This window comes from Herbihabitans rhizosphaerae (genome assembly GCF_004216555.1).
GTDB classification, from domain to species: domain Bacteria; phylum Actinomycetota; class Actinomycetes; order Mycobacteriales; family Pseudonocardiaceae; genus Herbihabitans; species Herbihabitans rhizosphaerae.
Map to the genome: position 1 here is coordinate 247,359 of NZ_SGWQ01000010.1, position 21,693 is coordinate 269,051.

12 protein-coding genes are annotated in these 21,693 nt (G+C 69.1%); 10 read left to right on the forward strand and 2 right to left on the reverse strand.

Features of this window, described 5'->3' with window-relative positions; translation table 11 throughout:
- Positions 1 to 1,047: fibronectin type III domain-containing protein (locus EV193_RS34255; protein WP_242613675.1), on the reverse strand; the 1,047-nt coding region annotated here is incomplete at its 3' end.
- A 532-nt stretch (positions 1,048 to 1,579) separates the two neighbouring features.
- Here EV193_RS34255 and EV193_RS26180 point away from each other — a divergent pair.
- From EV193_RS26180 to EV193_RS26205, 6 genes are read left to right on the forward strand one after another with little or no spacing between them, the layout of a single operon-like run.
- Positions 1,580 to 2,365, forward strand: coding sequence for an SDR family oxidoreductase (locus EV193_RS26180; RefSeq protein ID WP_130347491.1), 786 nt, complete (start codon positions 1,580 to 1,582; stop codon positions 2,363 to 2,365).
- Entirely contained in the window at positions 2,362 to 9,126 is a 6,765-nt protein-coding gene (locus EV193_RS26185) for a type I polyketide synthase (RefSeq protein WP_130347493.1), read from the forward strand. Before EV193_RS26180 ends, EV193_RS26185 begins: the two co-directional genes overlap by 4 nt.
- Before the next feature lie 21 nt (positions 9,127 to 9,147).
- Positions 9,148 to 11,631, forward strand: coding sequence for an acyltransferase domain-containing protein (locus EV193_RS26190; protein ID WP_165401509.1), 2,484 nt, complete (start codon positions 9,148 to 9,150; stop codon positions 11,629 to 11,631).
- On the forward strand, positions 11,628 to 11,942 hold the full coding sequence (locus EV193_RS26195) for an acyl carrier protein (protein WP_130347497.1): 315 nt from the start codon (positions 11,628 to 11,630) through the stop codon (positions 11,940 to 11,942). The genes EV193_RS26190 and EV193_RS26195 overlap by 4 nt, the downstream gene beginning before the upstream one ends.
- 3 nt (positions 11,943 to 11,945) lie before the next feature.
- Positions 11,946 to 12,761, forward strand: coding sequence for an alpha/beta fold hydrolase (locus tag EV193_RS26200; protein WP_130347499.1), 816 nt, complete (start codon positions 11,946 to 11,948; stop codon positions 12,759 to 12,761).
- A complete protein-coding gene (locus EV193_RS26205) occupies positions 12,758 to 13,915 on the forward strand; it encodes a glycosyltransferase (protein ID WP_130347501.1) in 1,158 nt (385 codons plus the stop codon). The genes EV193_RS26200 and EV193_RS26205 overlap by 4 nt, the downstream gene beginning before the upstream one ends.
- Positions 13,916 to 14,521: 606 nt before the next feature.
- Here the strand turns inward: EV193_RS26205 and EV193_RS26210 are convergent.
- Positions 14,522 to 14,986: a hypothetical protein gene (locus EV193_RS26210; RefSeq protein ID WP_130347503.1), complete on the reverse strand. Its 465-nt coding sequence runs from the start codon at positions 14,984 to 14,986 to the stop codon at positions 14,522 to 14,524.
- Between the two features lie 522 nt (positions 14,987 to 15,508).
- Between EV193_RS26210 and EV193_RS26215 the strand changes: the two genes are divergently transcribed.
- The 4 genes from EV193_RS26215 to EV193_RS26230 form a co-directional block, all read left to right on the forward strand.
- Positions 15,509 to 16,720: an HNH endonuclease signature motif containing protein gene (locus tag EV193_RS26215; protein WP_130347506.1), complete on the forward strand. Its 1,212-nt coding sequence runs from the start codon at positions 15,509 to 15,511 to the stop codon at positions 16,718 to 16,720.
- A gap of 846 nt (positions 16,721 to 17,566) precedes the next feature.
- Complete coding sequence (locus EV193_RS26220) at positions 17,567 to 19,648, forward strand: AMP-binding protein (RefSeq protein WP_130347508.1); 2,082 nt, start codon at positions 17,567 to 17,569, stop codon at positions 19,646 to 19,648.
- 298 nt (positions 19,649 to 19,946) lie between these two features.
- On the forward strand, positions 19,947 to 21,254 hold the full coding sequence (locus tag EV193_RS26225) for a DUF6801 domain-containing protein (protein WP_130347510.1): 1,308 nt from the start codon (positions 19,947 to 19,949) through the stop codon (positions 21,252 to 21,254).
- 52 nt (positions 21,255 to 21,306) lie between these two features.
- On the forward strand, positions 21,307 to 21,693 hold a 387-nt coding region (locus EV193_RS26230), incomplete at its 3' end, for an ABC transporter ATP-binding protein (RefSeq protein ID WP_130347512.1).

Here is a 21,693-nt window from a genome sequence, read left to right on the forward strand (position 1 = left end):
GGTGGAGCCGTTGTAGACGTCGTATCCGGTGACACCGACGTTGTCGGTCGACGCATCCCACGCGAGCGACACGCTGTCGGTGGTGGTGCCAGTGGCCTGCGGGTTACCCGGTGCGGTGGGTTTCTCCGTGTCGACCGGCGGGGTGTCCTCCTTGGTCTTGGCCGTGACCGCCGCGCTGGCCGGGGACACGTTGTTCTTGGCGTCCTTGGCTTTCACCGTGAACGTGTAGCTCGTGTTCGGAGTCAGCCCCGACACGGTGGCGGTGGTGCCCGTGACGCTGGTGGCCAGGGTGGAGCCGTTGTAGACGTCGTAGCCGGTCACGCCCACGTTGTCGGTCGACGCGTCCCACGCCAGCGACACGCTGTCCGTGGTCGTGCCGGTGGCCTGCGGGTTACCCGGTGCGGTCGGCGGTTGCGTGTCCTCATCGCCGATGGCCTCGATCGTGGCCAGTTGGGTCGGCTGGCCCGCCTGCAGCGTGCAGTCAGACTCGAATGTGCCAAGGCCGGTGGGGGTGCCGTCGGCCCTCTTCGGTGTCATCTTCAGGAAGAGATCGGTGACGTCGATCGTGTAGGTGCCCGTCTTGGGCACCGAGATCGACGGCGCCTTGGCCGTGATGCCCTTGAGGATCAACGGGTTCCCGTTGGGGGGGATGGGATTCGACGGGATGACCACCGGCACGCTGAGAGGAAGGTCCAGATCGGGTCCTGTCAGCTTGACGTAGGAGATTCCCTCGCCCTCGATGGTCGCGGCCCCGACAACGTTCAGGCCCTCGGTGGCTTTCAGTCCGGCGTCCGCCTCGACGTTGATCACGAACTCGGGGCTGGGCTGGCCCACCGGCAGCTGCGCCGGGATGTCGGCCTTGATGACCGTCTTGGTCGGCTGAATGTTGATCAGCGGGTAGGGGCAGTCATAGCCCTGCGTCAACTCGCGCGGTTCGGCGGCCGCCGAGCCACTCGTCATGACCAGGCCGACCGTGGCCAGCGAGGCGGTGGCGAGCGCGGTGATCCCGGCGGCCAGTCTTCTTGAGCTTCTTCTTCGACGCTTCACAGGTATTCCTTCCTGAGACAGCAAAAGTGAACAAACAGCGGAAACCGTGGCAGGAATGTTCGGCCGACAAGAAATGCCGGCTTGGAATCAGGAGAGGTTAAATCCATGCAACGGGCTCGCTGCGTGACCGAAAACTAACTTTCGTAGGGTGTTGCCGCAAGAGCCGGGTGTGCTTCGCGCGCGCGTGGGGCGAACTTTGTCATCGACTGCTACCTGAGCAGTGTTCGCGTTGGCACCCAAGGACACGTCGGCCGCGCGGGGTGTCTCGAGACCATCGTTTGCGCAGGTCGAACCGCTCTCGCGAGAGCGATCGGCGGGTCACCGCAACCAACTCGCTCGCACACGGGTTGTCACGGCCGACGCAGCGTCAGTGCTCAGGATCTGACAAGTTCGTAGACCAACATCGTGCGCGCCGCCTGGAATATCGCTCACGGCTTGACGGGCTGTGTGGCTCATTCTAGCTTTCGACGCGGCGGGGGCGACCGGGGGAATCGGCCTTTCGCACCTGCAATTCCGACCCCGGAGGATCCTTGTGAAGCTACGGGACAAGGCCGTGATCATCAGTGGTGCCGGCCGCGGAATTGGTGCCGCGATGGCGCGCCGGTTCGCCGAGGAAAGCCCACGTGGCGTGGTGGTCGCCGACCTGGACGGCGCCGCCGTGGCCGCCGTGGCCAGCAGCCTCCGCGAGCGGGGAATCGACGCGGTGCCGAGCCGAATGGACGTGACCCGCCGCGAGCAGGCGCACGGGCTCGTGGAGATCGCCGAGCGGGAGTTCGGCGCGGTCGACCTGGTCTGCTCCAACGCCGGCGTGGCGACCGGTCTCGGCGTGCACGCCAGCGACGACGACTGGTCGCGCGCCTGGTCGGTGAACGTGCTCGGACACGTCTACCTCGCGCAGGCGGCCCTGCCCGGAATGGTTCTGCGCCGCGGGGGACATCTGCTGATCACGGCGTCCGCGGCCGGTCTGCTCGGGCTGCCCGGCGACGCGCCCTACTCGGTGACCAAGCACGCCGCCGTCGGGCTCGCCGAATGGCTGGCGTTCACCTATCGCCCGAGCGGCGTCGGCGTGAGCACCCTGTGTCCGCTGGGCGTGCGCACCGAGCTGCTCATGCCGGGGCTCGCCCTGAACCACCCGGCCGCACGGGCGGTGGCCGACGCCGCGCCGATCATCGAGCCGGCCGACGTCGCCGACGCCGTGGTCGACGGGCTCGCCGACGACCGGTTCCTGATCCTCCCGCACGGCGAGGTCGGCGAAATGTACGCGCGCAGGGCGGCCGACCCTCAGGAGTGGGTGGCCGCGGGATGGGGTGCTCGATGAGCGACAACGAGCGGCCGGAGATGGTCGTCGGGATCACGCCGTGCGGCGTGCCGAGCGCGGCGGTGTGCTCAGCGGTCAGCCGCGCGGGCGGGCTCGGCGTGCTCGACCTCGGCGCCGGTGACCGGGACGTGCGTGAGGCGCTGGCCGCGGCCGTCGCCGGCGCCGGGCCGTCGATCGGGATCAGGGTGCCCCAGGGTTGTGCGCTGACCGTGGCCGATGTCGCGGACGTGTTGGGGGACAACGACAACCGGGTCGACGTGATCGTCCTCGGTGCCGGCTCGCCGTGGCACGTGGCCGACGTGCCGGACCGGTACTTCGTGCTCGCCGAGGTCACCTCGGTGGAACAGGCGGCGCGTGCGGCGGAGTCCGGCGCGGACGGTGTGCTCGCGCGCGGCAACGAGTCCGGCGGTCAGGTCAGCGAGTACGGCTCGTTCGTGTTGCTGCAGCGGCTGCTCGCCGAGACGCGGCTGCCGGTCTGGGTGTGCGGCGGCGTCGGACCGCGCACCGCGGCGGCCGCGGTGGTGGGTGGCGCGGCGGGCGTCGTGCTGGACACCCAGCTCGCCCTGCTGCAGGAGTCGGAGATCGACGACGCGATCGCCGCCGCGGTGTCCGCCAGCGACGGCGCCGACACCGCGATGGTGGACGGCCGCCGGGTGCTCGCCCGGCGTGGCGCTCCCGGCGACGTGCTGGAGATCGGGCAGGACGCGCACCTGGCGAGTGTGTTCGCGCAGCGGTACGGCACGGTGACCCGCGCGGTGCGGGCGGTGCACTCCGCGATCGCCGACGCGCTGCGGTCCGACGCCGGCCCGGTACTCGCGACCGGATCGCCGTTCACGACCGCGCTCGGCATCGAGCTGCCGGTGGTGCAAGGGCCCATGACGCGGGTCAGCGACCAGGCCGCGTTCGCCGCCGAGGTGGCCGGCGCGGGCGGTCTGCCGTTCCTGGCACTGGCTCTGTCCTCAGGTGACAAGACCAGGCAGATGCTGACGGAAACCGCTGCGGCGTTGGGAGATTCGCCGTGGGGTGTCGGTGTGCTCGGGTTCGCGCAGGAGGAGGTGCGCGCGGCTCAGCTGGAGGTCATCCGCGAGTTGCGGCCCCCGGTCGCGCTGATCGCGGGCGGCCGTCCGGACCAGGCGCGCGAGCTGGAGGACGTGGGCATCGCGACGTTCCTGCACGTGCCCTCACCCGGGCTGCTGGCGCAGTTCCTGGAGGCGGGCGCGCGGCGGTTCGTGTTCGAGGGCGCCGAGTGCGGCGGGCACGTCGGGCCGAGGTCCAGCTTCTCGCTGTGGGAGGCCGCGACCGACGTGCTGCGCGAGCACGTGGGCCAACACGGCGGCCACGATCTGCAGGTGGTCTTCGCCGGTGGGATCCACGACGCGCGCTCCGCGGCTATGGTGGCGACGCTCGCCGAACCCTTGGCACGCAAGGGAGTCGGCGTCGGCCTGCTGATGGGCACGGCGTACCTGTTCACCGAGGAGGCGGTGTCCGCGGGTGCGGTGCTGCCGACGTTCCAGCGGCAGGTGTTGGCCGCCCAGCACACCGAGACACTGCAGACCGCGCCGGGCCACGTGACCCGCGTGGTGCCGAGCCCGTTCACCACCGAGTTCGACGCGATCCGTGATCGGCTGCGCGTCGAGGGGCACACCGACCGGGACCTGTGGGAGCGGCTGGAGGCGCTCAACACCGGCCGGCTTCGCATAGCCAGCAAGGGAATCCGTCGTGAAGGCGTGGACCTCGTGGCGGTCGACGAGCAGGCCCAGCTCGCCGACGGCCTGTTCATGGCCGGACAGGTGGCCACGCTCCGCTCCGGCGTGACCACGGTCGCGGCACTGCACGGTGAAGTCACCGCCGACGCGGCGGATTTCCTTGCCTCCCACGTGAACCGGCTGCGCGAGGAGCTGGGCGTGCGGCCGACCGAGGTGCGCGGCGCACCGTCCAGTGTGGACATCGCGGTGGTCGGGATGGCGTGCGTCTACCCTGGCGCGCCGGACCTGGCGAGCTTCTGGGCCAACGTGCTGGCCAACGCCGACCAGGTCACCGAGGTGCCGCACACCCGCTGGGATCCGGACACCTACTTCGACCCCGACGATCGCACCAACGACGGCACGCACACGTACTCCAAGTGGGGCGGGTTCATCCCGCCGGTGCCGTTCGACCCGCTGTCCTACGGGATCCCGCCGAGCGCGCTGGCCTCGATCGAGCCGGTGCAGCTGCTCGCGCTGGAGGTCGCCCGGCGGGCACTGACGGACGCCGGCTACGGCGAGGGCGGGTTCGACCGCGAGCGCGCCAGCGTGGTGTTCGGCGCCGAGTCGGGCAGTGACCTGGGTGCCGCCTCGATCGTGCGCATGCTGCTCCCGTCCTATGTGGACAAGATTCCCGAGGAGCTGGACGAGCAGCTGCCGAGGCTGACCGAGGACTTCTTCCCCGGGCGGCTGGTGAACATCATCGCCGGGCGGATCGCCAACCGGCTCGATCTCGGCGGCGCGAACTACTCGGTGGACGCGGCCTGCGCGTCCTCGCTGGCCGCGGTGGACCTGGCGTGCAAGGAGCTGGTGCACGGCGGCAGCGACCTGGTGCTCGCCGGCGGCGCGGACCTGCACAACGGGATCGAGGACTTCCTGCTGTTCACCTCGGTCGGGGCGCTGTCGCCGTCCGGACGGTGCCGCACGTTCGACTCGGACGCGGACGGCATCGCGCTCGGCGAGGGTGTCGGATGCGTTGTGCTGAAACGACTTTCCGACGCCGAACGGGACGGCGACCGGGTGTACGCGGTGATCAAGGGGATCGGCAGCGGCAGTGACGGCAAGGCACTCGGGCTGACCGCGCCGCGCCCCGAGGGACAGCGGCGGGCGCTGGACCGCGCGTACGCCAACGCGGGCGTGTCACCGGCCAACGTCGGCCTACTGGAGGCACACGGCACCGGCACCGTGGTGGGCGACCGCACCGAGCTGGAGGGGCTGACCGACCTGTTCTCCGGGGCCGGCGCGACACCCGGCTCGTGCGTGATCGGCTCGGTGAAGTCGCAGATCGGGCACACCAAGTGCGCGGCCGGCATCGCCGGTCTGATCAAGTCCGCGCTGGCCGTGCACACCGGCGTGCTGCCACCGACGCTGCACGTGTCCGAGCCGAACCCGGCATGGCGGAGCGAGGCCAGCCCGTTCACGTTCCGGTCGGCGCCGGCGCCGTGGCTGATGCCCGCGGCCGAGCGGCACGCCGGGATCAGCGCCTTCGGATTCGGCGGCACCAACTTCCACGTCGTGTTGAGCGGGCACGCCACGGCCGAGAGCACTCGGCACGGGCTGCGCCAGTGGCCGGCGGAGCTGTTCACCGTTCGGGGTGCCGACGACGCGGCGGCATCGCGACAGGTCGAACGGCTCGCCGGCCTGGCGGCGACCAACGACGCGCACGGGCGGCCGTGGTCGCTGGCCGACCTGGCCCGCACGTGTGCGGCCGAGGGCAGGGGAGACGTGCGGCTGGCCTTCGTCGCGCGCGATCTCGATCATCTTGGCGAACTGCTCGCGGCCGCTCGTGCCGGCGACGCGGCCGAGGGGCTGTACCGGGCCGGCGGCGAGCGGGGCAAGCTGGCGGTGCTGTTCCCCGGGCAGGGCAGCCAGCGTCCCGGGATGCTGCGCGACCTGTTCGTGGCGTTCCCCGAGCTGCACCGGTTCGGCCCGCCCGAGCTGCTCGACGTGATGCAACCCGCCGCCGCGTTCGATGAGGAAACCGTTGCGGCACAGGAGAATCGGCTGCGCGATACCCGCGTGGCGCAGCCGGCGCTGGGTGTCACAGGGCTGGCGGCGCGGCACCTGCTCGACAAGCTGGGCGTGCGCGCGGACATGTTCGGCGGCCACTCCTACGGCGAGCTGGTCGCACTGTCGGCAGCCGGTGCGATCGACGGTCGCACGCTGCTGGACCTGAGCACGGCGCGGGCCACCGCGATCCTGGACGCCGCGGGCGAGGACCCCGGCGCGATGGCCGCGGTGGCCGCGAGCGCCGGGGAGATCACCGAGGTGCTGGAGTCGGCGGGGCTGGCCGAGGACGTGGTGGTGGCCAACCACAACGGGCCGCGCCAGGTCGTGGTGTCCGGTCCGACCGCCGCGCTGGAGGCCGCCGTGGAGGCGCTGCGCTCGGCGGGACACGGCGCGAAACGGCTGCCCGTCGCCTGCGCGTTCCACAGCTCGGTGGTGCGCGCTGCCGGCGACATGTTCGGGAAAACCCTTGCCGAGCACCGGATCGGGGTACCCGACCGTCCGGTGTGGACGAACCGCGAGGCGGCGGTGTACCCGTCGTCGGCGGACGGCGTGCGGGCCGAACTGGCCGCGCAAATCGGTTCGCCGGTGCTGTTCGCCGAGCAGATCGAGGCGATGTACGCCGACGGTGCGCGGGTGTTCTTCGAAGCTGGGCCGGGACAGGTGTTGAGCAGGCTGGTCGGCCAGATCCTCGGCGACCGCCCGCACACCGTCGTCGGCCTGGAGAGCCGCGCCGGACTCGGGATCGCCGGGCTGCTGCACGCGGTGGCGCAGCTCGCGGTGACCGGCGTGGAGGTGCGCACCGGGTGGCTGTTCTCCGGGAGGGGGTCCCGGAACGTGGGTGCGGAAGCGCCGCCGAAGCGTCCTCAGTGGACGGTCGACGGGCACCTGGTGCGCACCATCGACGGCGAGCCGCTGCCCGGCGGGCTGGCGCCAGCACGCAAGATCACACAGAAGATCGGGAGCATGGAGATGACCACACCCGCGGACCGTGACGCGCTGGTGAGCGAGTTCCTGCGCACGAGCAGGGAGATGGTGGCCGCGCAGCGGGACGTGCTGCTGTCCTACTTCGGCTCCGCGCCGGCCGCTCCCGTGCCCGCCGCGCCGCAGGTGGCGCAGGTGGCGGCCGCGCAACAGGCTGTGGTCGAGCCGACACCGGAACCCGTTGCCCCGCAACAGGAAGAGACCACGGACGTGCTGGGCACGGTGGTGAGCGTGATCGCGCGCCGCACCGGCTACCCGGCCGAGATGATCACCCCGGACCTGGACCTCGAGGCGGACCTGTCCATCGACTCGATCAAACGCACGGAGATCGCGGGCGAGCTGACCACCACATTGGGCCGCTCGGGTGACACCCGAGTGGACGACCTGGTGAAGGCGCGCACCGCCGCCGCCCTCGCGGAAGCCCTCGCCACCCCATCGGGCGATTCTCCACCGATCGACACACCACCCTTGACAAACCCGGAAAAGGGATTCAGCGGGCTCAATCCCGCCGTAGAGCCCGGGATTGAGCGGGCTCGATCCCGGGAGGTGCCGGTCGAGGGCGTCGTGCCGGGGCGGTACGTGCTGGAGCCGGTGGATCTGCCCGCCGAGCTTGACGCGACCGCGCTGGTCGGCACGAACGTGATCGTGGCGGGCGGCCCGCCGGAGCTGGCCGAGGAGGTGGCCGGCTCGCTGTCGGCCTGCGGCGCGATGCCGATCGTGGTGCCCGGCCGGCCCGAGCTGGAGGAGGTCCCCGGCGAGGTGCACGGGCTGATCTCCTTGCACGCCATGGAAAGCGGGGCGGAGAACACCTCTGGGCCGGTGCTGCCGTCGGCGTTCGCGATGTTCCGCTCGATGCTGGCCCGGTCGCCGCGGTGGGTGGTCGCGGTGGCTCCCGACCGCCCGGTGCCGGAGTCGCTCGGGCTGCGCGGGTTCTTCCGCTCGCTGCACCGCGAGTACCCGGACACGATGTGCCGGCTGATCGAGGTGGACGCCGGCGCCGACGGCGAGGCGATCGCCACCGAGGTGGCCGCCGAGGTGCGGACACCGGACAGCGTGCCGGTGGTGATCCGCACCGCCGGACGCCGGCGCGCGTTCGAGCTGGTGCCGTCCGACCTCGGCCGGCTCGCCGCGACCGGTGCGGGCCCGGCCGGCACGGGCGCCGCCGAGTTGGACGCGACCGGCCTGGATGGTGACTCGGTCGTGCTGCTGATCGGCGGCGCGCGCGGGATCACCTCCCGCGTGGCCGCCACCCTGGCCCGCGAACGCGGCTGCCGGATCGAGCTGGCCGGGCGCACGGCGCTCACCGGCGAGGCCGAGCACCCCACCGTCGCCGCTGCCACCGACCTGCCCGCGTTGCGCACCGCGCTGGCCGGCCTCGGCGAAGCGCCGGCCGGAATCGACGGCGCCGCAAGGGAAATCCTGGCGCGCCGGGAGGTCGAGGCGACCCTCCGGGAGCTGCGGTCGCACGGCTCGGAGGTGGGCTACCGGACCGTGGACTCCTCCGACCGGGGCGCGATGCGGCAGCTCGTCAAGGAGGTGCACACCGACCACGGGCGGATCGACGCGGTCGTGTTCGCCGCCGGCGCGGTGGCCGACAAGCTGGTCGCCGACAAGGACCCGGAGTCGTTCGCCAGGGTGTACGGCACCAAGGTCGACGGTGCCGGCGCGCTGCTCGACGAGCTGGCGGATCTGCCTGGCGCGCAACGGTTCGTGGTGCTGTTCGGCAGCGTCGCCGGTGCGCTGGGCAATCGCGGCCAGACCGACTACGCGGCGGCCAACGACGCGCTGGAGTCGCTCGGCTCGATGTGGCGCGAGCGTGCCGGCCACCGCGTGCTGACCGTCCACTGGGGACCGTGGGCGCCGCGCGCCGACCACGGCGGCATGGTCGACGACTCGCTCGCGCGGGCCTACGTCGATCGCGGCATCGAGATGATCGACCCGGACGCCGGTGTCGCGTGCCTGCTGCGCGAGCTGGCCTGGGGCGAGCACGACCGCACGTCGGTGGTGTACACCGGGGCCGGCTGGTAGGCGTCCATGACCGTCGTCCAGATGACCTCCGTGGCAGAGCGGCAGCGCACGCTGCTGCTCTCCGCCGCGTCCACCGCGGAGCTGCTCGAAGCACTGGAAAACCCTGGTACACAAGGGAATTCGGCGCACCCGAGCGGGCCGAGGCTCGGCCTGCCCGATCCCACACCGGACCGGATCGCGCTGGCCCGCAAGGTCGTGGCGAAGGGCCGGCCGTGGCGCGGGCGCAAGGACGTGTGGTTCACCCCGTCCCCGCTGCGGCACTCCGGCGGGAAGGTGGCGTTCCTGTTCCCCGGGCTGGAGGGGGAGTTCGCGCCGAGGATCGACGACGTGGCCGCGCTGCTGGACGTGCCGGTGCCGGACCTGTCCACCCGCACGATCGGCCGATTCGGCGGTGCGGTGATGGCGGTCGGCCGGCTGCTGGACACGGCGCTGCGCCGGATGGCGATCACGCCGGACGCGGTGGCCGGGCACAGCATCGGCGAGTGGACCGCGATGATCGCGGGCGGGATCGTCGCCGCCGAGGACTTCGACCAGATGCTGGAGCACACCGACCTGGACGCGTTGCGCGCGCCCGGGGTGGAGTTCGCGGTCCTCGGCTGCGGGCTCGACCGGGTGACGGCCGAGTTGGAGACGCGCCCAACCGTGGCCGTGTCACACGAGAACTCGACCAACCAGACCGTGGTGTGCGGGCCGTCCGAGGATGTCGCCGAACTGGTCGAGCACCTGCGCGGGCGCGCGGTGATCTGCCAGACGCTGCCGTTCCGGTCCGGGTTCCACACCCAGATGCTGCGCCCGTACCTGGCGTCCTGGGCCAACGGGCTGCCCAGCCTGCCGATGCGCCGCGCCGCCGTTCCGGTGTGGTCGGCGACGACGGCGACGCCGTTCCCCGGTGACGAGGAGGCCGCGCGCGAGCTGTGCCTGCGTCACCTGCTGGAGCCCGTACGGTTCCGTACGCTGGTCCAGTCCCTGTACGACGACGACGTTCGGCTGTTCGTGCAGGCCGGGCCGGGGCAGTTGGGCTCGCTGATCGACGACACGCTCGGCCGCGCCGAACACCTCACGGTCGCGGCCAACTCGGTACACCGCTCGGGCATCGACGCGCTGCGCTACGCCGCCACCGCGCTGTGGGTGGAGGGCTGCGCGCCGGACCTCTCCGCGCTGGAGTTCGCCAGCGCACCGGTCCGCAACGATCCCGCACTGTCCACATTGGACGCCCTGGCCGGGGAGTTCCCCGCGGCGGCCGAATTGAGCGCGCTGATGACCGAGACGGCCGACGCGTTCGCCGCCGTGGTGGCCGCGGCACGCGGAGTGTCCACTGTGGAGCGTCTGACCGTGTCCACGACCGCCATGCCGTACCTGTTGGACCACTGCCTCGCCGCGCAGCGGCACGGCTGGCCGGACGAGACCGACCTGCGGCCCGTGGTCCCGGCGACCACCATGGTCGAGCACCTCGCCGACGCGGTCGAGCGCGCGTCGGCCGGCTCGACGGTGACCGAGATGCGCGACGTGCGCTTCCACCGGTGGCTGGTCGCCGCGCCCGCGACCGACGTGGACGTGGAAGTTCGCTGGCAGGGGACCGTGGCGCAGGCCCGGCTCGGGGACCATGCCGAGGCGGAGGTGGTGACCGCGCCGGCCCACCCGCCGGCGCCCGAGGCGTGGCCGGTGCCGGACGACGAGCGCGTCCCGGAGATCACGCCGGAGCGGCTGTACGGCGAGCGGTGGATGTTCCACGGGCCGACGTTTCGAGGCGTCACGGCCGCGCTCGGCATCTCGTCGCGCACGATTCGCGGCCGGATCACCGTGCCGCCGGCGCCGGGCGCGCTGCTGGACAACGTCGGGCACCTGATCGGCCAGTGGCTGGTCGAGATGCAGCCGGACCGCTGGATCGCCTTTCCCGTGCGCATGGGCTCGATTCGTTGGTACGCAAGCGAACCGAAGCACGGGTCCACAGTGGACTGCACAATCAGGGTGACCTCGATCGACAAGGATTCGATCCTGGTCGACGCACAGGTGATCGACCGTGGACGGGTGCTGGTGGAGATCGAGGGCTGGGAGGACCGGCGATTCGACGGTGACGCGCACGTGGGTGCCGCGCACCGGTTCCCCGGCGCGCACGCGCTGAGCCGTCCGCGTCCCGGTGGGTGGTGGCTGGTCGAGGACCGGTGGCCGAGCCTCGCCGCGCGCGAGCTGTTCATGAACCACTACCTTGGCGCGGCCGAGCGCGCCGAGTACGAGGAGTGTCCCGCGACGCGCCGTCGCGGCTGGCTGCTGGAGCGGATCGCGGCGAAGGACGCGGTGCGAGGCTGGCTGTGGGAGCGCGATCCGGAGTCGGTGTTCCCCGCCGAACTGCGGGTGACACAGGACGGGACCCGGTACCGGGTCACGGGAATGTACGGACGCGACGTGCCGAACCTGCACGTCGCGGTGTCCGGTGACGGCAACGTGCGTGCGGCGATCGCGCGTGCGGAAACCGTTGTGGGCCAAGGAAACCAGGAGGAGCGATGACCACCCAGCTGACTCACCCGCATTCGGAGGCGACCGTACTCGAGGGCCTGCGGGCGATCTTGCTCGAGGTGCTCGGCGAGTACGACGCCGACGACACGGAGATCACCAGGGACACCACGTTCCACGAGGACCTCGGGCTGGAGAGCATCGATCTCGTGCAGGTCGGTCAGCGGCTCGCCGAGCAGTATGGCGAGCACGTCAACCTGGCCGCGTTCCTGGCCGACATGGAGCTGGACGACGTGATCGGCCTGCGCATCGGCCTGTTGGTGGACTTCGTAGTGGACGCGCTGAGCGTCCAGAGTGGACGGTGAGACGTGGGCATCTCGGTTGTCAACGGGATTCGAACGCACTACCAGCGCATGCCGGCGCGCGGCGCCGGTACGGAGCGTCCGCGCACGGTCGTGTTCGTGCACGGTCTTGGCTATGACAGTCTGGCGAGCTTCTACCTGACGCTGGCCTCGCCGGTGTCCGAGGCCGGTATCGACGTCATCACCTACGACCTGCGCGCGCACGGTCGGACCGAGCGGCCGACCACCGGCTACCTGATGGACGACTTCACCTCCGACCTGCTCGCGCTGCTCGACGAGCTGGACGTCGACGGGCCAGTTCACTTGGTGGGCAACAGTTTCGGCGGCACGATCGCGTTCAGCTTCGCGGCGCGGTACCCGGAGCTGGTGCGCAGCATCGTCGCGATCGAGGCGGAGCCCGCGACGGAGATATGGGCCGACAAGATGCGCCGCACGCTGACCAACGTGGTCGACGGCATGGAGGCCAAGGAGTACCTGGCCTGGCTCAACCAGCGGTTCGGCGCGCACCACGAGCGCCTGGCCAAGTCGGCCGCGGCCATCATTCGGGCGACCACGATCGTGCAGGATGTGCCGAGCGGGCCGCTGCTGGACGCCGAGGCGCTGTCCACGATCACCTGCCCGGTGCTGTCCATCGTCGGCAGTGACGGCTTCCAGAACCGCGACCTGACCGCGTTGCAGGCGTCGCTGCCGCTGTGCCGCACGCACGTGATCGAAGGGCAGGACCACTCGGTGCTGGTTGAGCGGCACCGGATGCTGCGTCGGATCGTGCTGGACTGGATCAACGAACAGGAGCCGGTTTCGACCGAAGCCGGAGCGGCATGAGCAGCGTGTTGTTCGTGGTCCCGCCGTTCGCGGGGCACGTCAACCCGGCGATCGGCGTGGCCTCCGAGCTGGAGCGGCGGGGGCATCGGATCGGCTGGGCCGGCTCGTCGTCGTTACTGTCCGGGCTGGTGCCGCCCGGTCAGGTGATCTATCCGTGTGACGTGCTGTCCGATGTGGATCGCCCGCCGGAGTTACGCGGGTTCGCGGCGCTGGAATTCTTGTGGGACAGCGTGTTGCTGCCGCTGGCCGACGCGATGGTGGCCGGCGTGGAGGAGGCCGTCGCCGTGCAGGCGCCGGATCTGATCGTGGTGGATCAGCAGGCGTTGGCCGGTGCGATGGTCGCCGAGCGTATCGGCGTTCCGTGGGTCACGTCGGCCACGACGTCCTCGGAGCTGGCCGATCCGCTGGCCGCGACGCCGAAGGTGCGAGCCTGGTTGGACTCTCGGCTGGCCGGTCTGCGGGCACGGCTCGGTGATCCGGCCGCGACGGGTGATCCTCGGTTCTCGCCGCATCTGGTGCTCGCGTTCACGACGGCCGCGCTGGCCGGTGACGCGTCCGGGCCGGTGCGGTTCGTCGGGCCGGTGGTGCGCCCGGCGGTGCGCGACGGGTTTCCCTGGGAGTGGCTGGATCCGTTGCGTCCCTTGGTGTTCGTGAGCCTCGGTACGCTCAACGCGGAGGTGTCCGGGCCGTTCCTGGAGGCGTGTCTGGAGGCGCTTCGGGCACGCGTCGAGTACCAGGCAGTGATCGTGGACCCGGCTGGTGCGCTGGCCGCGGAGAGCGTTCCCGCGCACGTGCTGGTGCGGCGTTCTGTGCCGCAGACGGCTCTGTTGGAGCACGCGGACGCGGTGGTTTGTCATGCGGGCCACAACACGGTGTGTGAGGCGCTCTGGGAGGGCGTGCCGCTGGTAGTCGCGCCCATTCGGGATGATCAGCCGATCGTTGCCGGTCAGGTGGTTGACGCCGGCGCTGGGGTGCGGCTTCGGTTTGGACGGGCTGGTGCTCGGCACATCGATGGTGCTGTTCGTGCGCTTCTGGAGGAATCGGGGTATCGGGCCGCGGCGCGTCGAATTCGGGACGAGTTCCGCGCTGCCGGCGGCGCTACCGCGGCGGCCGATGCCGTGGAGAGCCTGCTCACCCGCACCGGCATCAGGTGAGACCTGGCTGGCCATGCTCGCCGCTGGCGGAGACATGACCAGCCAAGGCTCAGTGCTCAGCCTCCAGCGGCCAGGCGGGTGGTGCCGGAAGCCCTCGGGGAGCATGCGAGATTCTGCACGCAGACCCAGAGCTGGATCTTTGTCCCGTCGGGAATGAGAGCTGCCTTGTTTCCGCAGGTTTGTGGGTTTTCGTCCCGGGCCGAGACACGGAAGACCTGGTCCCCTTGTCGCCATTCCACGTAGGCGTCGACAAGCTGTCTAGTTCAGGCGTGGACAATGACCGCTTTGCGGTGCCGATTGTGAACATGCTGACGCGCACTTTGTGACAGAAATCGATCGTTGCATCAAGCAAATCGGCTAGCGATCGAGGCTCGTGTGCCTACGGTGGTGTGGAGGGCTCGGTGCGCCGTGCGTGCTTGCTCGGCGGGTTCGGGAGCACTTCCTGTGGCGAGGGAGTTGATCGCTGTGGCTGACGCCGTGGAATGCCTGCTCACCCGCACCGGCGTCTGAGCCGATCCACCGGCATCAAGTGAGACCTGGCTGGCCATGCTTGCCGCTGGCGGAGCATGACCAGCCAAGAGAGTCACTCCTCAGCGTCCTGTCCAGTCAGCCCCTGTCGGCCGAGCGAGTGGTGCCGGAAGCCCTCGCCGAGCAGCCGTGGTCTCGCACGCAAACCCAGACCTCGACTTTTGTTCCATCGGGAATGGGAACCATCTTTCCCCTGCAGGACTGGGGGTTGTCGTCCAGGATCGAGGTACGGAGGAGGTTGGTCCCTTGTCGCCACTCCACGTAGGACTCGACGACATAGCGTCCGCCGCCGGCTACGTAGTCGCAGGCGACCAGCGCGGGGCCACCGGCCACGACTATGAGGTGGCCATTCGCGATGGTGACACCGTTGTGCTTGCAGAAGACGCGCAGGTATGGCGTATTGCTGTGTGGGGTGCAATCAAGTGCGGCGGCCTCTGTGGTGCCGGCGGGTGTGGCCGCCGATGTGGCGGACGCGGTTCCCATCATTGAGAACGTGGCCATCACGGCGATGGCCAGGAATGCGAGCGATCTTCGGATGCGCAATTGCTTGCTCCTGTCTAGTTCAGCGTGAACGAGGATTTGCTTTGCGATCGCGATCGCCAGCTTACATCAAGCAAAGAGGATGGGTGTTGTGTCGACTGCCGCCGCAGGTCGTGCTGACGCGGAGCTGTCACCTTGATTCTCGAGGTTTGCGCAGCTCGGAGTGTACGGCGAGTGAAGGTCGATCCTTGGTGTCGAGCAAGGTTGATGCGCGCTCGTGCTCACCTTGCGATAGAAATCGAGTGTTGCTTTATGCAAATCAGCTAACGATCGAGGGCGGTGTGCGCTCGCCGCGTCGGGGTGGGGCGATCGGGGCGGGTGGCTCTGTGTGGGAATTGCTGGTCGGGGTTCGGGGGTGGCTGCCGCGGCGGTCGCCGGTTGGTGTGACACAGTGCGCGGGTGTTCCGGCGACCGCCTTGCCAACGGGATTTGGGCACTCCTTTTGCTTGGTGGGTCACCTTAATGGGTGACGATTTTGCTGTTGGGCGGCGGTAGAATTGTGGTGTGTTGATAATAGGTGAGGAAATGTCTTGGGACGCGGTTTTGGATGCCGCGCCTCGGGTATTTGGTGAGCCTGAGTTTGATTTCTCAGATGGGCCGTTTTCGCCGGATGAGGCGAGTACGGTGGCGGAGTTGGAGAATGTTCAGCGGGACAAGGCCGCGTTGTGTGCTGATGAGGTTCGGCTGCTGGCTCGGTACAACCAGTTGCGCGCTGGGGTTGAGAATGTGTCCGAGGAGATCGGGCAGGCGTTGAAGTGGGCACCGGGGCACGCCTCACATCAGGTGGTGATGGCCGCCGCGCTGGTGACCCGGCTCCCGAAGACGCTGGCCGCGCTCGCGCGGGGTGAGATTGATTGGGCGAAGGCTCGGGCGATGTATGAGGTCACCCGCCCGTTGTCGGATGAGCACGCCGCGCAGGTGGAAGCTGGCGTGCTGGTTGATGCACCGGACTTCTACAAGAACTTTCGGGACAAGGCGACCCGGTGGGTGAAGAAGGTCGACCCCGACGGCGCCGAACAACGCCGGTTGGTGCGCCGCAAAGACCGGTGTGTCACCTTCAAACTGGACGACGACGGGGAGGCCTTCCTCGGTATACGAGGACCAGTCGAGCAGCTCTACCCCGCCTACGTGCGGATCGACCAACACGCCCGCCGGTTGAAGCAACAAGGCGACGCGCGCAGTCTGGACAATCTGCGGTTCGACACCGCCGTCGAGCACTTCTGCGGGGAGAACCAGTCCCACATCAAAACCATTGTGTGGGTCACCGTCCCACACACCACGCTCTTGGGTGTGGACGACAAACCCGGTGAACTCCTCGGGGTCGATACCCTCCCCGCGCAAGTCGTGCGGGAGTTGGCCGCTGACAAGAAATCGACCTGGCGGCGAATTCTCTACGATCCGCCGAGCGGGATGATCACCGATGTGGGGCGGAAACGGTATCCACCGGCGGCGATGGCCGAGAACGTGCGATTGCGATTCCGCCGATGCACACATCCCGGCTGTGACAGGCCAGCCACCCGGTGCCAAATCGATCACACCCTCCGGCACGCCGACTACGGCCGCACCTGCCTGTGCAATCTGAACCCACGCTGCGAACGACACAACCTGTGTAAAGAGAAGCCCGGCTGGCAGGTCGAACAACCCGAACCCGACACAGTCATCACCCGCAGCCCACTCGGACACAAGGCAACCGTGCGCGCCCAACCCATCGCAGACCCAGACCCACCGCCGTTCTGACACCGGCGGTTCGAGGCCCACGAGTGAGCGTTCAGGCTACTGTCACCGGCTCTCAGCCAGGGCGGCCGGGGTCGGTCACGTCGGAGTGCTTCGCCGAACAACCGATACCACGTACGCACAGCCAAAAATCGACCCTGGTTCCGCTGGGAATAGGAACCCTGACAAGGTGTGCCTTGGTAGGCGCATATGTCGAGCATCTGGGAACGATCGGGCTGGTTCAGGCTCAGGAAGCTCTGTCTCCACGCGCGGCAGTGGCTGCGGTTGTTGTGCGTTGACAGTGATCGATCGACACGGCGTGAGGTGTGGATCGTCAAATCGCAGCTAGGCGAAAGTCGAATGCCGGAACTGATGCACGAGGGTGCTCCCCTCACGTCGTGCGACAGATCGAAAGCATAACGTACACAGGGCGACAAATCGCGTGTGTAGCGACGATCATGGGTGTTGGGGACTGGTTTTCGTTCGGGCTGACAAGGCGCCTGATGAGTATGCGCATCCTGATGAGTAGGCCGGCCTGGCCGAGGTGCGATCGGCCAGGCCGGCCTGTCCAGCTGGCAGCCTGCGGGCGCGACGGTGGCGGGCCGTCTGGGGCTTTGCTGGCTGCCACGCGCCTGGGGCGGGAAAGCGCCGGCGCGGCGGCTGGTGCGCGCTACCTATGGTGACCGATCGGCTCCGAAATAGCATCGTCGTGGACCGTACAATTTTCGCCCCTCCGTACGCCGTCCGCGACAAGAATTCTTCGGCGCGTCGTCAACATCTTGACCAGGCAACTAACGCAGTGCTACCACCGAATGGTCAACCGGTTGACAAAGGGGGCCCTTCGGCACCGGAAAGGTAGGGCCGTGAGACATGTCAGCCGATTGCGTCGTCCTCACCGTCGTCGTGGACCACCCCAGGGTCACCCTCTGGAAGGTTATCGGCGACCCCGAGCTCTATCCGCGATTCTTCCGCGGAATCAGCTTCTGCCAGTGCGTCGAGGTACCGACGCTCGCCAGGCCGGGCCGCTATCATCTCCGCGCGAGCTTCGGTGACGGCGACATCCTCGATCACGCGCTCACCACCATGATCTACCGGGCCGGTGAGCAGGTCGTGTTCGCCAGCGAACCGGACACCGGCGCCTGGGTCTCGATCAAATTGCTCGACGGTGGCGCGGGCAGGACCGAAGTCAAGATCGTCTTCTTCCGCCCCAGCCTGCAGCACGACCGGGCCTCGAACTGGCACGACAGCCAGATCCTGGCCTGGGCGCGCGACGGGCTGCAGCGAATCGTCCGGTACCTCTCCCGAACGCCCGAACTGTTGCCGCGCAACCGAAAGGACCTCATGGCACCGCCGTTGAAAGTGGCCAAGACGCTGATCAAGGCCGGCATCATCGCACCGACAGGTCCGGCCAAAGTCGTCCGCCAGCTCCGCGCGCTCGCGACCTGGGGCGCCACCCTCGCCGGGGGCTACGCCGCCGCCGCGGCCCGCTCGCCCAAGGACGTCGCCATCGTCGACGAGCTCGGCGAGCGCACGTTCACCGACGTCATCGAACGCACCACGCGCCTGGCCAACGGGCTGGCCGACCGGGGCATCGGGGCGGACCGGCCGGTCGGCGTGCTCGCCCGCAACCACGGCACGATGATCGAGACGCTGATCGCGTGCAGCAAGCTCGGCGTCGACGTCGTGCTGCTGAACACCGGCCTGTCCGCACAACAGGTCGAGGACATCGGCATCCGGCACAAGCTCGACGCGGTGATCAGCGACGACGAGTTCGACGGAATCGTGGAGTACCTGCCGGAGCGCACCTTCCGGATCAGCACGGCTGCGCACTCGACACACACCGGGCGGCCGACCATCGAGAAGATCATCTCGGAGGGGGCGGACACCGCGATCAAGTCGCCGGAGAAGCCGGGCAGGCTGATCGTGCTCACCTCGGGCACTACCGGCACGCCCAAGGGTGCCCGCCGGCCGACGCCGAAGGGCCTCGGAGAGGCGGCGTCGGTCCTGTCCCGTATCCCGCTGAAGGTCGGCGACCGCATGCTGATCGCGGCCCCGCTGTTCCACAGCTGGGGCTTGGCCGCCCTGCAGCTGAGCATGCCGCTGCGCTCAACTCTGGTGCTGCGCAACAAGTTCGACGCCGAGGACACCCTCGCCGCGATCGCCGAGCACAAGGTCACCACGCTGTTCGCGGTGCCGATCATGCTGCAGCGGATCCTGAACCTGCCGGCGCACGTCCGGGCGCGCTACGACACCTCGAGCCTGCGGATCGTGGCCAGCAGCGGCTCGGCTCTGTCCGGCTCGATGGTCACCGCGTTCATGGACACCTTCGGCGACGTGCTCTACAACTTCTACGGCTCGACCGAGGTGTCCTGGGCGACCATCGCCGACCCGGCCGACCTGCGTGCCGCGCCGACCACGGCCGGCCGGCCGCCGCTGGGCACCAGGGTGGCGATCCTCGGCTCCAACGGCGAGCCGATGCCGCCCGGTTCGGTCGGACGGATCTTCGTCGGCAACGACATGCTGTTCGACGGGTACACCGACGGCGGCGGCCGCAAGATCGAGCACGACATGATGGAGACCGGCGACACCGGTTTCACCGACGCCGACGGGCGCCTGTTCGTGTCCGGCCGGGACGACGAGATGATCATCTCCGGCGGCGAGAACGTGTTCCCGCGCCCGGTGGAGGAGGTGCTCGCCGCGCTGCCGCAGGTCGAGGAGGTGGCCGTGGTCGGCGTCCCGGACGCGGAGTACGGCCAGCGCCTTGCCGCATACGTGGTGGTGCGCGAGGGCGCGCGGCTGGACGAGGACGCCGTGCGGGCCTACGTGCACCAGCGGCTGGCCCGCTTCTCCGTACCGCGCGACGTGACCTTCCTGGAGGCCCTGCCGCGCAACCAGACGGGCAAGGTCGTCAAGCGCCTGCTCACCGAAGGCGACTGGATCGACCAGCACTGACCCCCGGCGGCCCGGACGCGCGAGTCCCGTGTTTACACGGGACTCGCGCGTTTGCTCACTTTCCAACAGTTTCCGACGCTGATTTGTGCGGGCGTCCACGCAAAAAGTGGTTCGTGTTGCATGCAAGATTGTGACAAGAAAACAGTCGATCAGACGCCCATAATCGGTCAATTGATCGGCGATATTGTGCGCCCGGTGAACGTCTGGGTAACGTCCGGCTGGTGACCGGCGGCACACGCCGGGTAAGGCATTCCGACCCACGATTCGGCCTTTGTCGACAGGGGTGAAACACGTTCCCATGAGGTTGCACCGATGGTCACCGGCCGCCAGGCGAGCGGTCGTACTCGTCGCGCTCGGCGTGGCGACGGTCGTGGTCGCCGCGCTGCTCAGCGGCACGTCGCCGGCCGTTGCCGGTCAGGTGAGCAAGGCCGCCACCGGGCGGTGCACGCTGCCCTCGGGGTCCGCTGTGGATGTTCCGGCCGAAGTCACCGCGACCTTCCCCCCGACGGCCGCCCCCGGTTCGCGGGTGAGCATCAACGACCTGGCCGTCGCGGTCACCGTGCCCGACACAGCCGTCGCGACCCTGCGTGACGGCGGCGCCCGTTCGCTGGACGCGAGCGTGGAAGCCGCGCTGAACGTCAAACAGAACGGCTCCAGCAAACGAATTCCGGTCACCGGCCTGTCCGCGAAGGACACCGCGCTGCCCGCGCAGGGACAGCTGAAACTGCCTCTGCGTGGCACCCTCGAGCAGATCGAGATCGGCTCGGCCGGAGACGTCAGCGTGGAGCTGGCCGGCATCACGCTGGCGATGACCGTCCACTATGGACAGAGCGATGCCCAGGTGAGCTGCGAGGCCCAGAACGCCGCTGGCGAACTGGCCCGGATCGCGGTCGCCGCGCAGGGCCAGCCGGCACCGCCGCCCCAGCAGCCGGGTCAGCAACTCGCGCCGCCGCCGGTCGCCGCCGCGCCGCCGCAGACCAGGATCGGCGGGTGCCCGCCGGATCCGATCCCTTTGGTGGCGGCCAAGTTCCGGGTGGACGGTGTGTCCAGGATGGCCAAGCTCGGCTCGGATATCACCGTCGGACCAGGCGAGTTCGTCGCGTGCAACTACACCGATCCCAACGACTTCCAGAAGGTAAAAATCGACGGCGAGATAGCGCTGCCGGACTCGCGTGGCTACTTCGTGCTGTTCCGGTTCATGCCGTCGACGAGCACCGTGTCGTTCCGTCCGGACGGGAGAGCGGCCGGAACGGGGGCGGTCGTGCTCAACCCGCCGCCGGGTTCGAGTCCCGACAACCTGTACATCGACGCCACGGTCACGGTGAAGTTGTTCATCCAGCTCAGCGACGTGCGCCAGGACGGTCTTCCGCTCAACGTCGGTTCGAACTGCCGGACCGTTGTCCCGGCCTCGATCACCATGAAAGGCCTCGTCGCGATGCCGACCAACGGGACACCCGGCGCGAAGAGCGAGATGACGGCGACCTATGAGATACCGCCGACTCGCGGCTGCGGGGTGACCGAGCCGCTGGATCCGCTGCTGACCGGAATCATGTCCGGTCCGGGCAACACGCTCAAGACCACGCTCACGTATCTGGGGCCGCCGTAGACGGCGCTCGCTTTCCATTGCCGTACAAGGGTTTCGCGTTCTCGGAGGTGTCATGGGTGTCGAGGTGGCCGTCGGCGGGCTGTCCAAGTCGTTCGGGCGGCAGTCCATTTGGCGGGACGTGACGCTGACGCTCCCTCCGGGTGAGGTGAGCGCGCTGCTCGGGCCGTCGGGTACGGGCAAGTCGGTGTTCCTCAAGTGCCTCATCGGCCTGCTGAAGCCCGAGCAGGGGCACGTCATGATCAACGGTGTCGACTTGGTGCGTTGCTCCGAACACCAGCTCTATGAGACGCGGAAGCTGTTCGGTGTGCTGTTTCAGGACGGTGCGTTGTTCGGGTCGATGAATCTGTACGACAACGTGGCGTTTCCGTTGCGGGAGCACACGAAGAAGTCGGAGACCGAGGTTCGGCGGATCGTGTTGGAGAAGCTGGATATGACCGGC